Source organism: Stenotrophomonas sp. TWI273 (assembly GCF_039674765.1).
Lineage (GTDB): Bacteria > Pseudomonadota > Gammaproteobacteria > Xanthomonadales > Xanthomonadaceae > Stenotrophomonas.
On the sequence record NZ_JBDJOA010000022.1, the window covers coordinates 20,041 to 33,610 of the forward strand.

Below are 13,570 nucleotides of genomic sequence, written 5' to 3' on the forward strand. Positions count from 1 at the left end.
GCGTCGCAGGCAGGCCCTTCCCGGTGCGGGAGGACTACAATCTCCCCTCCCGTCGCATGCGTTGCCCTGCTCATGAAGAAGCTGAGTCTGTTGCTGTTCGCCCTGTTCTGCCTGGTCGCCACCGGTTGCGATCAGGAGTACCGCAATCACCGCGCCGAGCGCAGCAAGCCCAAGATCACCGTCAGCGACGGCATGGTCACCGTGCGCCGCGCACCTGCGCCGAACATCATCATCCTGCCCAACGGGCACATGAAGATCGATGAGATCGAAATTCCGCTCAATGAGGAGCAGCAGGCGATGCTGCAGGGCATGTTCGGCCAGCTGCAGGTGCTGCGCCAGAACACCCTGACCGACGCCCCGCCGGACCCGGCCAAGCGCTCGGTGAAAATCCAGGTGCCGGACGGCATGCAGCCGATCCCGCCGGATCTGATCACGAAGATCCCCGAGTTCAAGGATTACACCGAGACCTTCGGCAATCTGCAGGCCGCTCGCCACTGAGTTTGGGCGGGGACTCGCGCACAAAAAAACGGGCCGTTCGGCCCGTTTTTTATTTCCGGTCATACGCGCGCTCAACCGCCCCCGCCACCACCGCCATGGATGCCACCGGCAGTGAGGGCCGCCGGATCCAGCAGCCTGCGCAGTTCGGCGTCGGACAGGCCACTGTCTTCCTTGGCCACGTCCAGCACCGGGCGTTGTTCCTTGTAGGCACGCTTGGCGATCGCCGCCGCCTTTTCGTAGCCGATGATCGGGTTCAAGGCGGTCACCAGGATCGGGTTGCGATCCAGTGCCTCGCGGACGCGATCCTCGCGCACTTTCAGCCCGGCGATCGCGGTATCGGCGAGCAGACGGGTGATGTTGGCCAGCAGGTTGATGCCATCGAGCAGGTTCGCCGCGATCAGCGGCAGCGTCACGTTCAACTGGAAGTTGCCGGTCTGGCCGGCCACGGTGATCGCGGTGTGGTGGCCGATCACCTGGGCGCACACCATCACGGTGGCTTCGGGAATCACCGGATTGACCTTGCCCGGCATGATCGAGCTGCCCGGCTGCAGCGCCGGCAGTTCGATCTCGCCCAGCCCGGCCAGCGGCCCGGCATTCATCCAGCGCAGGTCGTTGGCGATCTTGATCAGCGCCACGGCCAACGCATTGAGCTGGCCGGACAGTTCAACCGCATCGTCCTGCGCGGCCAGGCCTTCAAACTTGTTTTCCGCGCTGTCGAACTTGATCCCGGTCTGCTGCTTGAGCTGCTTGGCCACCAGCGTGCCGAACCGGGGGTCGGCATTGATGCCGGTGCCGATCGCCGTGCCGCCCAGCGGCAGGCGCCGCAGCCGCTTGAGGCTGTCCTCGATGCGATCCTGGGCCGAAGACAACTGCGCCGACCACGCACCGAATTCCTGCTCGAAGGTCAGCGGCATCGCGTCCATCAGATGGGTGCGACCGGTCTTGACCACCTTGCGCAGCGCACGGCCGCGCTTGTCGATGGTCTTGCGCAGGTGCACCAGTGAAGGCAGCAGCTGCTCATGCACGCCCAGCAACGCGGAGACACGCAGCGCGGTGGGAATCACATCGTTGGAGCTTTGCCCCTGGTTGACGTGATCGTTGGGATGCACCGCGGTCTTGCCGGCCTTGCCCGCGCGGTTGGCGAGCGTGGCAATGACCTCGTTGGCATTCATGTTCGAGGAGGTGCCCGAACCGGTCTGGTACACATCGATCGGGAAGTGCGCGTCGTGGCGGCCGTCGGCAACGTCCGCCGCAGCGGCTTCGATGGCCTTGCCGATGTTGCGCGGCAGATGGCCCAGCTCGACATTGACGTTCGCCGCAGCGCCCTTGACCAGGCCGAGCGCGCGGATGAAACCACGCGGCATGCGTTGGCCCGACACCGGGAAATTATCGACGGCGCGCTGGGTCTGCGCGCCCCACAACGCATCGGCGGGCACCTGCAGCTCGCCCATGCTGTCGTGTTCAATCCTGAAACCCTTGCTCATTGCTTTAACTCCGCACGTCTTTCGTGGATGAAAGGGAACCTGCGGCTGGCAACGGGCCTGATTCCCTGGCTGGCGGCTCTGATCACGATACTCTCAAGCACCGCTGAAACCCAAGACCGTGAGTGATCGGCTAGACTCGGGATCCGCTTCCATTCAGACAGCCTGCCGCCCCCATGGGTGACGATCCCGACAGTAGTACCGGGCGTGCCGCCGCGCACGCATCGATGACCGCCCTCGCCGCCCCGGCGACCGCGGGTACCCCTTCGCCCCTGGCAGCGCCGCTGCGGGGCCGCGAATGATCGGCAACCTCCTGCTGCTGGTACTGGCCCTGCTGCTGGTGGTGCTCAACGGCTTCTTCGTGGCCGCCGAGTTCGCCCTGGTCAAGCTGCGCCACACCCAGGCCGTCGGCCTGGCCGAGAACCACGGCTGGCGTGGGCGCCTGCTGCTCAACGTGCACGCGCACCTGGATGCGTACCTGTCCGCCTGCCAGCTGGGCATCACGCTGTCCTCGCTGGGCCTGGGCTGGGTCGGCGAACCGGCGTTCGCGCACCTGCTGCAACCGCTGTTCGATACGCTGGGGTTGACCCCGGAAGCCTCGCGCCTGACCGCTTTCATCATCGCCTTCAGCATCATCTCGTTCCTGCACATCGTGCTCGGCGAACTGGCCCCCAAATCGATGGCGATCCGCCGCCCGGAAGCAATGTCGCTGTGGACGGCCGCACCGCTGTACCTGTTCTACTGGGCGATGTATCCGGCCATCTGGCTGCTCAACAACAGCGCCAACGCGCTGCTGCGCCTGGCCGGCTGGGGTGATGTGGAGCACACCTCGCACCGTTATTCACGCGAGGAACTCAAGCTCATCGTGGGCCGCCAGCAGCCCACCGGCAGCGCGCCGGACCAGGACCTCACGCTGATGAGCCACGCGCTGGAACTGCCCGAACTGGTGGCCGGCGACCTGATGCGCTCGCGTGACCATATGCGTTCGTTCCGCGACGGGATGAGCCTGGCCGACGTGATGGCCGAGTTCGCCGAGAGCCGCTACAGCCGCTACCCGTGGTTCGACCGCGACGGCGAGGAAGTGCTGGGCATCCTGCACATGAAGGACCTGCTGGTGGAGATCGCCCGCGGCCATCCGACCGACGATCTGCGCCCGCTGCTGCGCCCGGCCAACCTGATCGCGCTGGAGACCCCGGTACCGCTGGTGCTGGAGCGTTTCCGCACCGGCACCACCCACCTGGCACTGTGCGTGGAAGAACACGGCCGCATCCTGGGCTACTTCACCCTGGAAGACCTGCTGGAAGTGGTGGTCGGCGATATCGAAGACGAGCACCCGCATATCGTCAAGGATGCCCCGACCCGCGGCGCGGACGGCACCCTGCTGGTGGCCGGCTCGACCTCCATCTTTCGGCTGGAGCGCCTGCTGGGCCATGACCTGAGCGCGCCCGACCATCTGAATTCGGTCGGCGGGCTGATCGTGCACCAGCTCCAGCGCCTGCCCGAGGAAGGCGAGCAGCTGGAGATCGACGGGCACCTGTTCACGATCAAGCGCATGGCCGGGCACCGGATCCAGGCGGTGACGGTGCGCATGGCACAGGCCGAGGACGCCGGGGCAGCGTAGAATGACGGCCCCCGCTGCCAACGACCTGCGCCCTGCCATGTCCGAATTCGCCCTGCTCGCCCTGTCCCCGCTCGATGGCCGCTACGCCGGCAAGGTCGACGCCCTGCGCCCGATCTTCTCCGAATACGGCCTGATCAAGGCCCGCGTGAAGGTGGAAGTGGAATGGCTGCTGGCACTGGCCAATGAGCCGGGTATCGTCGAACTGGCCCCGTTCTCGGCTGCCGCCACCGCCCGCCTGCGCGCCCTGGCCGACGACTTCGCCCCGGCCCACGCCGCGCGGGTGAAGGAGATCGAGCGCACCACCAACCATGACGTCAAGGCCGTGGAGTACTTCATCAAGGAACAGCTCGCCGCCGATGCCGAGCTGGGCCCGGCGCTGGAGTTCGTGCATTTCGCCTGCACCAGCGAAGACATCAACAACCTCAGCTATGGCCTGATGCTCGAGCAGGCCCGCCGCGAGGTGCTGCTGCCGTCGCTGGACAACATCGCCGGCGTGCTGCGCGCCCTGGCCCACGCCCAGGCGGCCCAGCCGATGCTGTCGCGTACCCACGGCCAGACCGCCTCGCCGACCACCCTGGGCAAGGAAGTGGCCAACGTGGTGGCCCGTCTGGAGCGCCAGCGCCGCCAGATCGCCGCGGTGGAGCTGACCGGCAAGATCAACGGCGCGGTGGGCAACTACAACGCCCACGTCATCGCCTACCCGGACGTGGACTGGCCGGCCTTCGCCCAGCGCTTCGTGGAAAGCCTCGGCCTGGTGTTCAACCCGTACACCACCCAGATCGAACCGCATGACAACGTCGCCGAAATCGGCGATGCCGCGCGCCGCGCCAACATCATCCTGATCGATCTGGCCCGCGACGTCTGGGGCTATATCTCGCTGGGCTACTTCAAGCAGAAGCTCAAGGAAGGCGAAGTCGGCTCGTCGACCATGCCACACAAGGTCAACCCGATCGATTTCGAAAACGCCGAAGGCAACTTCGGCATCGCCAACGCCCTGTTCGAGCATTTCAGCGCCAAGCTGCCGATCAGCCGCTGGCAGCGTGATCTGACCGACTCCACCGTGCTGCGTGCGGTCGGCACGGCCTTTGGCCACACCCAGGTCGCCCTGGACTCGCTGGCCAAGGGCCTGGGCAAGCTGACCGTGAACCCGGAACGCCTGGACGCCGATCTGGACGCCGCGTGGGAAGTACTGGCCGAAGCCGTGCAGACCGTCATGCGCCGCCACGGCCTGCCCAACCCCTACGAACAGCTCAAGGCCCTCACCCGTGGTCAGGGCATCACCACCGAGTCGATGCAGGCCTTCGTCGAATCCCTGGAGCTGCCGGCCGACGCCAAGCAGAGCCTGCGCGCCCTCACCCCGGGCGGCTACATCGGCCTGGCGGCGGACCTGGCCAAGGCGATCTGAAGGCATGGGCGCGGCACCGTCGCGCCCCCGAATACCCGTCTATACGCTGCAAGGATCTCCCCCATGGCCGCACGCAAGACCAAAACCCCCGTCATCGACATCCAGGCCCGCCCCGGCCTTCCGCTGGGCATGCCCGCAGCCACCTTCCTGCGCGACTACTGGCAGAAGCGCCCGCTGCTCATCCGCGGCGCCTTCCCCGATTTCGAAACGCCGGTCCAGCCCGAAGACCTCGCCGGCCTGGCCTGCGAGGAAGGCGCCCTGTCGCGCCTGATCACCCACGACCGCGCCACCGATGGCTGGAGCGTGCGTACCGGCCCGTTCCAGGAAGAAGAGTTCCCGGGCATGCCCGACCACGACTGGACCCTGCTGGTCCAGGACGTGGACAAGTGGGACGCCGACGTGCGCGCCCTGATCAGCCACTTCAACTTCCTGCCGCGCTGGCGCATGGATGACGTGATGATCAGCTTCGCCGCCACCGGCGGCTCGGTCGGGGCGCATGTCGACCAGTACGACGTCTTCCTGCTGCAGGCTTACGGGCACCGCCGCTGGCAGATCGATGCCAGCGAATCCATCAAGGGCAAGCGCCCGCCGCTGGACTTCCGCGACGACGTCGAACTCAAGCTGCTGCGCCGCTTCAAGCCGACCCACGATTGGGTGCTGGCGCCGGGTGACATGCTCTACCTGCCGCCGAACGTGCCGCACAACGGCGTCGCCGAAGACCCCTGCCTGACCTTCTCCTTCGGCATGCGTGCCCCGGCCTCGGCCGAGCTGATCAGCGACTACCTCGATACCCTGATTGACGGTGCCGACGAGTCCATCCGTTACCAGGATCCGGACCTGAAAGTGCCGCAGGACCCGAACGAGATCGACGTGGTCTCGATGAATCGCGTGGTCGAAGCGCTCAATGCGATCCGCATGAACGACCCGGACAAGCTCGGCGACTGGTTCGGCCGCTTCATCACCACCTACCGCGCCGCCGGGGAAGTGATGGCGCACGGCGAACCGCTGCCGCGCGAGGAGATCGAAGCCGCGCTGGGCGCGGGCGTGGAATTGCAGCGCCACCCGTGGGCGCGCTTGGCCTGGCGCCGTGCCAAGCGTGGCGCCAGCCTGTACTGCAGCGGCCTGGACTTCGCCCTGCCGGTCAAGGATGCCCAGGTACTGGCCGGCACCGAACAGATCGGCGCGGCGCTGTACCAGAAGCTCTCGGCCAAGGGCCGTGATGCCGTGCAGGCGCTGGTCGCCGGCGGCTTCTACCAGCTGGTGGACGATGCCGGGTTGGAGGATGAAGACGACTACGTCGCCGAGTACGACATCGTCGACGGCACCGACGCGGTCGAGGTCATCGATGACGAGGCCATCCAGGCCGACGTGCACGAGGTCACCATCCATGACGACGGCATCGAAGTGATCGTCGATTTCGATGACAGCGACGAGACCGACGGCAAGGACGAGCCCCCGCGCGGCTGATCCGCCCGCCCGCCATGGCCGCCTCCGGTTTCCAGGTTGACGTGGTCGATTACCCGGCGCAGCACGCCGCGCTGCACCGGGTGCGGTTCACCGTGTTCGTCGACGAACAGCAGGTACCGGCCGAGCTGGAGATCGACGCGCTCGATCCCCTCAGCGTGCACGTGCTGGCCCGGGACACCGACGGCGCGCCGATCGGTGCCGGCCGGCTCACCCCGGATGGGCGGATCGGCCGGATGGCGGTGCTGGCCGCCTGGCGCGGCAAAGGCGTCGGCGACGCCCTGCTGCAGGCCCTGATCGATCAGGCCCGGGCCCGTGGCTGGCGCGAGGTCGGGCTGCATGCGCAGCTGCCGGCCCGCGTGTTCTACACCCGGCAGGGCTTCCTGCCGGAGGGCGAGGTGTTCGACGAGGCCGGTATCGCCCACCAGCACATGCGCCTGACCCTGTCCGGAGCGGTCGCGATCGACCGGGCCGAGGACGCCGTGGCGATCACCACCGCACTGGTCCACCGCGCCCGCCGCCAGCTCTGGATCCACAGCCGCCAGCTCGACCCCGGCCTGCTTGATGCACCGCCGGTGCTGGAGGCGCTGCGACGCTACGCCACCGCCCGCCACGACAAACAGGCCTGGCTGATCGTCCACGACAGCGCCGCCATCCGGCAGGCCGGCTCGCCCCTGTTGACCCTGCTGCAGCGCCTGCCGAGCGTCTTCCGGGTGCGCGAAGTGAGCGATCCGATCGACCGCGCGACGGCATCGGCCTGCCTGCTCAATGACGCGGGCGACTACTACTTTCGTCTGAGTGGCCACCGCTTCGACGGTGAGGCGGGTGTGTCCCAGCCGGCACGTTCGCGGCCGTTGCAGGACGGTTTGCAGCGCGTATGGGAACGTTCGCGTGATTGCAGCGAACTGCGCGCACTGGGCCTGTAGCTCACCCCACGCTCCCGAACCTGTCTGGGAATGACACCGCGGTCCCCGCACTGGCCCGTACGGTGCCCCTTCCTGTCTCGATGGGGGTACAATTTGGGGTGTTAGATACCGCCCGCGCAGGGCTATTCACTTTTCCCTGCCGGATCATCGAAGCCTTACCCCACAAGCGAATCCGACTCTCCATCGTGGACAATCAACTGAAGCAGTTTGCGCAATCTTCGCAGCTCGCCGGCGGCAACGCCTCCTATATCGAGGATCTGTACGAGCAGTACCTCGTTTCTCCGGACAGTGTCGATCCCAAATGGAAGACCTACTTCGACGGCTTCCAGGGCCGCGAAGCCGGTGATATTCCGCATTCGGCCGTCATCGCCCACATTGCCGACGCCGCCAAGAATGCCGTCAAGAGCGGCACTGCCGCCGGTGCCGGCGACGAGCGCGAGCGCAATGTCGGCCGCCTGATCACCGCCTACCGTTCGCGTGGCCACATGGCGGCCCGCCTGGACCCGCTGAGCCTGACCGCGCCGACCAATCCGCCGGATCTGGGCCTGCCGTTCCACAGCCTGTCGGAAAGCGACCTGGGCAGTGAGTTCAGCACCGGCGGCGTCGCCGGCCAGCCGCGCATGAAACTGCGCGACCTGCTGGAGCGCCTGAAGAAGACCTACACCGGCTCGATCGGTGCGGAATTCATGCACATCTCCGAGGTCGAGCAGCGCCAGTGGCTGTACCAGCGCCTGGAACTGGCCGGTGGCAACTACAACCTGGATGCCGATACCCAGCGCCGCACCCTGGAGCGCCTGACGGCTGCCGAGGGTCTGGAGCGCTACCTGCACACCAAGTATGTCGGCCAGAAGCGCTTCTCGCTGGAAGGCGGCGACTCGCTGATCCCGATGATGGACACCATCATCCGTGACGCCGGCAAGGATGGCGTCAAGGACGTGGTGATCGGCATGGCCCATCGCGGCCGCCTGAACGTGCTGGTCAACACTCTCGGCAAGAGCCCGCGCAAGCTGTTCGACGAGTTCGAAGGCAAGTTCGAGCACGACGACCACGCCTCCGCCGGCGACGTGAAGTACCACATGGGCTTCTCCGCCGACGTCTCCACCCCGGGTGGCGCCGTCCACCTGGCGCTGGCGTTCAACCCGTCGCACCTGGAAATCGCCGATCCGGTCGTGGCCGGCAGCGTGCGCTCGCGCCAGGAACGTCGTGGCGATACCGCCCGCAAGCAGGTGATGCCGATCCTGATCCACGGCGACGCGGCCTTCTCCGGCCAGGGCGTGGTGATGGAGCTGTTCCAGATGTCCCAGGCCCGCGGCTTCGCCGTCGGTGGCACGGTGCACATCGTGGTCAACAACCAGGTCGGTTTCACCACCTCCAACCCGCTGGATACGCGCTCCACGCGCTACGCCACCGACGTGGCCAAGATGATCGCCGCCCCGGTGCTGCACGTGAATGGCGACGATCCGGAAGCCGTGGTGTTTGCCGCCCAGCTGGCCTTCGAGTTCCGCCAGAAGTTCGCCAAGGACGTGGTCATCGATCTGATGTGCTACCGCCGTTGGGGCCATAACGAGGCCGACGAACCGGCGATCACCCAGCCGCTGATGTACCAGGTGATCCGCAAGCACCAGACCACCCGCGAGCTGTACGCCGCGGCGCTGGAAGCTGCCGGCGTGATCGAAGCCGGCGGCGGCAAGGCGCTGGTCGATGCCTACCGCAACAAGCTCGATGCCGGTGAAGTCACCACCGAGCTGGCCCAGGTCGAAAAGACCCCGGCCACCAGCAAGATGTACGTGGATTGGCCCAAGCTGCTCAACGGCAAGCTCTCCGACGCGGTCTCCACCGCCGTCGGCATGGAGAAGGTCAAGCAGCTGGCGCAGATGATCAACACCGTGCCCGAAGGCGTGGAACTGCACTCGCGCGTGGCCAAGGTCTATGACGACCGCCGCAAGATGGCCGCCGGCGAGATCCCGGGTGACTGGGGCTTTGCCGAGAACCTGGCCTACGCCACCATCCTCGACGAAGGCAACAACCTGCGCCTGGTCGGCCAGGACGTGGGCCGCGGTACGTTCACGCACCGCCACGCGATCCTGCACGACCAGAAGACCGACAACTACTACCTGCCGCTGCGCCAGCTGGTCGAGTCGCCGGAACAGGCCACCATCATCGATTCGCTGCTCAGCGAAGAAGCGGTGATGGCCTATGAGTACGGCTTCTCCACCACCGATCCGAACACCCTGTGCATCTGGGAAGGCCAGTTCGGCGATTTCGCCAACGGCGCCCAGGTCGTGATCGATCAGTTCATCGCCGCCGGCGAAGCCAAGTGGGGCCGTATCACCGGCCTGACCCTGCTGCTGCCGCACGGTTACGAAGGCCAGGGCCCGGAGCACAGCTCCGCGCGTCTGGAGCGTTTCCTGCAGCTGTGTGCGCTGGAGAACATGCTGGTGTGCGTGCCGTCGACCCCGGCCCAGGCGTACCACATGCTGCGTCGCCAGATGCGCATGACCACCCGCAAGCCGCTGATCGTGATGTCGCCCAAGTCGCTGCTGCGCCACAAGCTGGCCGTGTCGACCCTGGACGAACTGGCCAACGGCGAGTTCCAGCACCTGATCGGCGATGCCAACGCAGACGCCAAGAAGGTCAAGCGCGTGGTGCTGTGCTCGGGCAAGGTCTACTACGACCTGCTGGAAGACCAGACCAAGCGTGGCCAGGACGATGTGGCCATCATCCGCGTCGAACAGCTGTATCCGTTCCCGCGCGTGGCACTGGCAGCAGAGCTGAAGAAGTACGGCAAGGCGGCCGATGTGGTGTGGTGTCAGGAAGAACCGCAGAACCAGGGTGCCTGGTACCAGATCCGTCACCACCTGCAGGCGTGCCTGGCCGATGGCCAGAGCATCCATTACGCAGGTCGCGCCCGTTCGGCATCGCCGGCCGCTGGACACATGGCTGACCACATCATCGAACAGCAGAAGCTGATCGCCGATGCCCTGGTCAACACGTTCAACGACTCGGTCGCTGAATAACTCTCCCCCTCATTCTAGAAAAGACAAACCAGGAAGCTCCCGCATGGCCACCGAAGTCAAAGCCCCGGTACTGCCCGAATCCGTCGCCGACGGCACCATCGCCACCTGGCACAAGAAGGTCGGCGATGCCGTCAAGCGCGATGAAAACCTGCTTGATCTGGAAACCGACAAGGTCGTCCTGGAAGTGCCGTCGCCGGTCGATGGCGTGCTGAAGGAGATCAAGTTCGAGGTGGGTGCCACCGTGACCTCCAGCCAGGTCGTGGCCATCATCGAAGAAGGCGCGACCGCTGCTGCTGCGCCGGCCGAAGAGAAGAAGGCCGATGCCCCGGCCGCTGCTCCGGCAGCGGCCGCTGCCGCTCCGGCCGCTGCCGCAGCGCCGGCCCCGGCCACCAAGTCCGCTGCCGATTCGCTGCCCCCGGGCGCCCGCTTCACCGCCATCACCGAAGGCGTGAACCCGGCCGACGTGGACGGCACCGGCCGCCGCGGCGCGGTGACCAAGGAAGACATCGTCAACTTCGCCCGCAACGGTGGCGCCGGCAAGTCCGGTGGCGCACGTCCGGAAGAGCGCGTGCCGATGACCCGCATCCGCAAGCGCATCGCCGAGCGCCTGATGCAGTCCAAGAACGGCACCGCGATGCTGACCACCTTCAACGAGGTCGACCTGTCCAAGGTCTCGGCCGCGCGCAAGGATCTGCAGGACGAGTTCGTCAAGGCCCACGGCATCAAGCTGGGCTTCATGAGCTTCTTCGTGAAGGCCGCCGCCAACGCGCTGCAGCGCTTCCCGCTGGTCAATGCCTCGATCGATGGTGACGACATCATCTATCACGGCTACTCGGACATCTCGATCGCCGTGTCGACCGAGAAGGGTCTGGTGACCCCGGTCCTGCGCAACGTCGAGCGCATGTCGTTCGCCGATATCGAAAAGACCATCGCCGACTACGCCAAGAAGGCCCGTGACGGCAAGCTGAGCCTGGAAGAACTGCAGGGCGGCACCTTCACCGTCACCAACGGCGGCACCTTCGGCTCGCTGCTGTCGACCCCGATCATCAACCCGCCGCAGAGCGCCATCCTGGGCATGCACGCCATCAAGGAGCGTCCGATCGCGCAGAACGGCCAGGTCGTGATCGCGCCGATGATGTACCTGGCGCTGTCCTACGATCACCGCATCATCGATGGCAAGGACTCGGTCCAGTTCCTGGTGGACATCAAGAACCAGCTGGAAAACCCGGGCCGCATGCTGTTCGGCCTGTAAGACCTCCCACCCCTCCGCGCCCGCGCGGAGGGGTTCTGGTTTTACGGCACTGCACCGCACTGCCCTGCTCTCTCCCCCGGCGCCTGCGCGCCACCGGCTTCAAGCGAAGCTCGGGAATGCAACAAGGAACTATCAATGGCTGAACAATTCGACGTCGTCGTCATCGGTGCCGGTCCGGCCGGTTACCATGCCGCCATCCGCGCCGCGCAGCTGGGTCTGAAGACCGCCTGCATCGACGCTGCGCTGGGCAAGGACGGCAAGCCGGCCCTGGGTGGCACCTGCCTGCGCGTGGGCTGCATCCCGTCCAAGGCGCTGCTCGATTCCTCGCGCCAGTTCTGGAACATGGGCCACATCTTTGGCGACCACGGCATCAGCTTCAAGGATGCCAAGATGGACGTCGAGGCGATGGTTGGCCGCAAGGACAAGATCGTCAAGCAGTTCACCGGCGGCATCGCCATGCTGTTCAAGGCGAACAAGGTCACCGCGTACTACGGTTTCGGTGAGCTGCAACCGGGCAACATCGTCAAGGTCAAGCAGCACGACGGTTCGGAAGTCGAGCTGAAGGGCACCAACGTCATCATCGCCGCCGGCTCGGATTCGATCGAACTGCCGTTCGCCAAGTTCGATGGCGAAACCATCGTCGACAACGTCGGCGGCCTGGATTTCACCGAAGTGCCGGCTCGCCTGGCCGTGATCGGTGCCGGCGTGATCGGCCTGGAACTGGGCAGCGTCTGGAAGCGCCTGGGTTCGGAAGTGACCATCCTGGAAGCGCTGCCGGACTTCCTGGCCGCTGCCGATGCCGAAGTGGCCAAGACCGCCTTGAAGGAATTCAAGAAGCAGGGTCTGGACATCCGCCTGGGCGCCAAGGTCTCCAAGGCCGAGGTGACCGGCAAGGGCAAGAAGAAGGAAGTCGCCCTGACCTACACCGATGGTGAAGGCGAGAAGAGCCTGATCGTGGACAAGCTGCTGGTGGCCGTTGGCCGTCGCGCCGCCACCAAGGGCCTGCTGGCCGAAGGCACCGGGGTCAAGATCAACGAGCGTGGCCAGATCGAAGTGGACGCGCACTGCCACACCGGCGTCAATGGCGTCTGGGCGGTCGGTGACTGCGTGCGCGGCCCGATGCTGGCACACAAGGGCTTCGAGGAAGGCATCGCCGTGGCCGAGCTGATCGCGGGCCTGCCGGGCCACGTCAACTTCGACACGATCCCGTGGGTCATCTACACCGAGCCGGAGCTGGCCTGGGTCGGCAAGACCGAGCAGCAGCTCAAGGACGAAGGCATCCCGTACAAGGCGGGCAGCTTCCCGTTCGCCGCCAACGGCCGTGCCGTGGCGATGATCGAGCCGACCGGCTTCGTGAAGGTCCTGGCGCATGCCGAGACCGACCGCATCCTGGGCATGCACCTGGTCGGCGCGAACGTCTCCGAGCTGGTGCACGAAGGCGTGCTGACCATGGAGTTCAGCGGTTCGGCCGACGACCTGGCGCGCATCTGCCACGCCCACCCGTCGCTGTCGGAAGTGGTGCATGACGCCGCGATGGCCGTGAGCAAGCGCGCGATCCACAAGGCCAACTGAGCCGAGTTGGTGGCGTAACGAAAAACCCCGCTTCGGCGGGGTTTTTTGTGGGCGAGAGGTAGTGCCGGCCGCTGCACAGCCCCTCGCCATGGGTAGTGCCGGCCGCTGGCCGGCTCCTCGCCATTTGGCAGTGCCGGCCGCTGGCCGGCTCCTCGCCATTGGTAGTGCCGGCCGCTGGCCCGCTCCTCGCCATTGGTAGTGCCGGCCGCTGGCCGGCTCCTCGCCATTTGGTAGTGCCGGCCGCTGGCCGGCTCCTCGCCATTTGGTAGTGCCGGCCGCTGGCCGGCTCCTCGCCATTTGGTAGTGCCGGCCGCTGGCCGGCTCCTCGCCATTC

Annotated in this window: 9 protein-coding genes; 8 read left to right on the plus strand and 1 reads right to left on the minus strand. The window is 66.3% G+C overall.

The genetic code is table 11. The features are described from left to right. Positions 1-72: 72 nt before the first annotated feature. Complete coding sequence (locus tag ABE571_RS17240) at positions 73-498, plus strand: hypothetical protein (RefSeq protein ID WP_313212783.1); 426 nt, start codon at positions 73-75, stop codon at positions 496-498. Between the two features lie 71 nt (positions 499-569). Here ABE571_RS17240 and ABE571_RS17245 read toward each other — a convergent pair whose 3' ends face one another. Continuing rightward, positions 570-1,982: a class II fumarate hydratase gene (locus ABE571_RS17245; protein ID WP_313212785.1), complete on the minus strand. Its 1,413-nt coding sequence runs from the start codon at positions 1,980-1,982 to the stop codon at positions 570-572. 295 nt (positions 1,983-2,277) lie between these two features. On the opposite strand from ABE571_RS17245, the gene ABE571_RS17250 reads away from it, so the two are divergent. The 7 genes from ABE571_RS17250 (at position 2,278) to lpdA (ending at position 13,236) form a co-directional block, all read left to right on the plus strand. Continuing rightward, positions 2,278-3,600 carry a hemolysin family protein gene (locus ABE571_RS17250; RefSeq protein ID WP_313218816.1) on the plus strand — a complete coding sequence of 441 codons (1,323 nt, stop codon included), beginning with the start codon at positions 2,278-2,280 and terminating at the stop codon, positions 3,598-3,600. A gap of 37 nt (positions 3,601-3,637) precedes the next feature. Then, positions 3,638-5,005: an adenylosuccinate lyase gene (gene purB, locus ABE571_RS17255; protein WP_313210265.1), complete on the plus strand. Its 1,368-nt coding sequence runs from the start codon at positions 3,638-3,640 to the stop codon at positions 5,003-5,005. A gap of 63 nt (positions 5,006-5,068) precedes the next feature. Next, the gene (locus tag ABE571_RS17260; RefSeq protein WP_313210267.1) at positions 5,069-6,472 is read left to right on the plus strand and encodes a cupin domain-containing protein; all 1,404 of its coding nucleotides are present in this window, start codon (positions 5,069-5,071) and stop codon (positions 6,470-6,472) included. Between the two features lie 14 nt (positions 6,473-6,486). Continuing rightward, positions 6,487-7,395 carry a GNAT family N-acetyltransferase gene (locus tag ABE571_RS17265; RefSeq protein ID WP_313218819.1) on the plus strand — a complete coding sequence of 303 codons (909 nt, stop codon included), beginning with the start codon at positions 6,487-6,489 and terminating at the stop codon, positions 7,393-7,395. A 185-nt stretch (positions 7,396-7,580) separates the two neighbouring features. Then, positions 7,581-10,412: a 2-oxoglutarate dehydrogenase E1 component gene (locus ABE571_RS17270; RefSeq protein WP_313210271.1), complete on the plus strand. Its 2,832-nt coding sequence runs from the start codon at positions 7,581-7,583 to the stop codon at positions 10,410-10,412. 43 nt (positions 10,413-10,455) lie between these two features. Beyond that, complete coding sequence (gene sucB, locus ABE571_RS17275) at positions 10,456-11,664, plus strand: dihydrolipoyllysine-residue succinyltransferase (RefSeq protein ID WP_346494271.1); 1,209 nt, start codon at positions 10,456-10,458, stop codon at positions 11,662-11,664. Positions 11,665-11,799: 135 nt separating this feature from the next. Further along, positions 11,800-13,236, plus strand: coding sequence for a dihydrolipoyl dehydrogenase (gene lpdA / locus ABE571_RS17280; RefSeq protein ID WP_121037968.1), 1,437 nt, complete (start codon positions 11,800-11,802; stop codon positions 13,234-13,236). Positions 13,237-13,570: the final 334 nt, after the last annotated feature.

Bases quoted from the DNA above. Each gene is read 5' to 3' on its own strand.
- ABE571_RS17245 (WP_313212785.1), bottom strand. From the start codon at position 1,982: ATGAGCAAGGGTTTCAGGATTGAACACGACAGCATGGGCGAGCTGCAG.
- ABE571_RS17260 (WP_313210267.1), top strand. From the start codon at position 5,069: ATGGCCGCACGCAAGACCAAAACCCCCGTCATCGACATCCAGGCCCGC.
- ABE571_RS17265 (WP_313218819.1), top strand. From the start codon at position 6,487: ATGGCCGCCTCCGGTTTCCAGGTTGACGTGGTCGATTACCCGGCGCAG.
- ABE571_RS17240 (WP_313212783.1), top strand. From the start codon at position 73: ATGAAGAAGCTGAGTCTGTTGCTGTTCGCCCTGTTCTGCCTGGTCGCC.
- lpdA (WP_121037968.1), top strand. From the start codon at position 11,800: ATGGCTGAACAATTCGACGTCGTCGTCATCGGTGCCGGTCCGGCCGGT.
- sucB (WP_346494271.1), top strand. From the start codon at position 10,456: ATGGCCACCGAAGTCAAAGCCCCGGTACTGCCCGAATCCGTCGCCGAC.
- ABE571_RS17250 (WP_313218816.1), top strand. From the start codon at position 2,278: ATGATCGGCAACCTCCTGCTGCTGGTACTGGCCCTGCTGCTGGTGGTG.
- purB (WP_313210265.1), top strand. From the start codon at position 3,638: ATGTCCGAATTCGCCCTGCTCGCCCTGTCCCCGCTCGATGGCCGCTAC.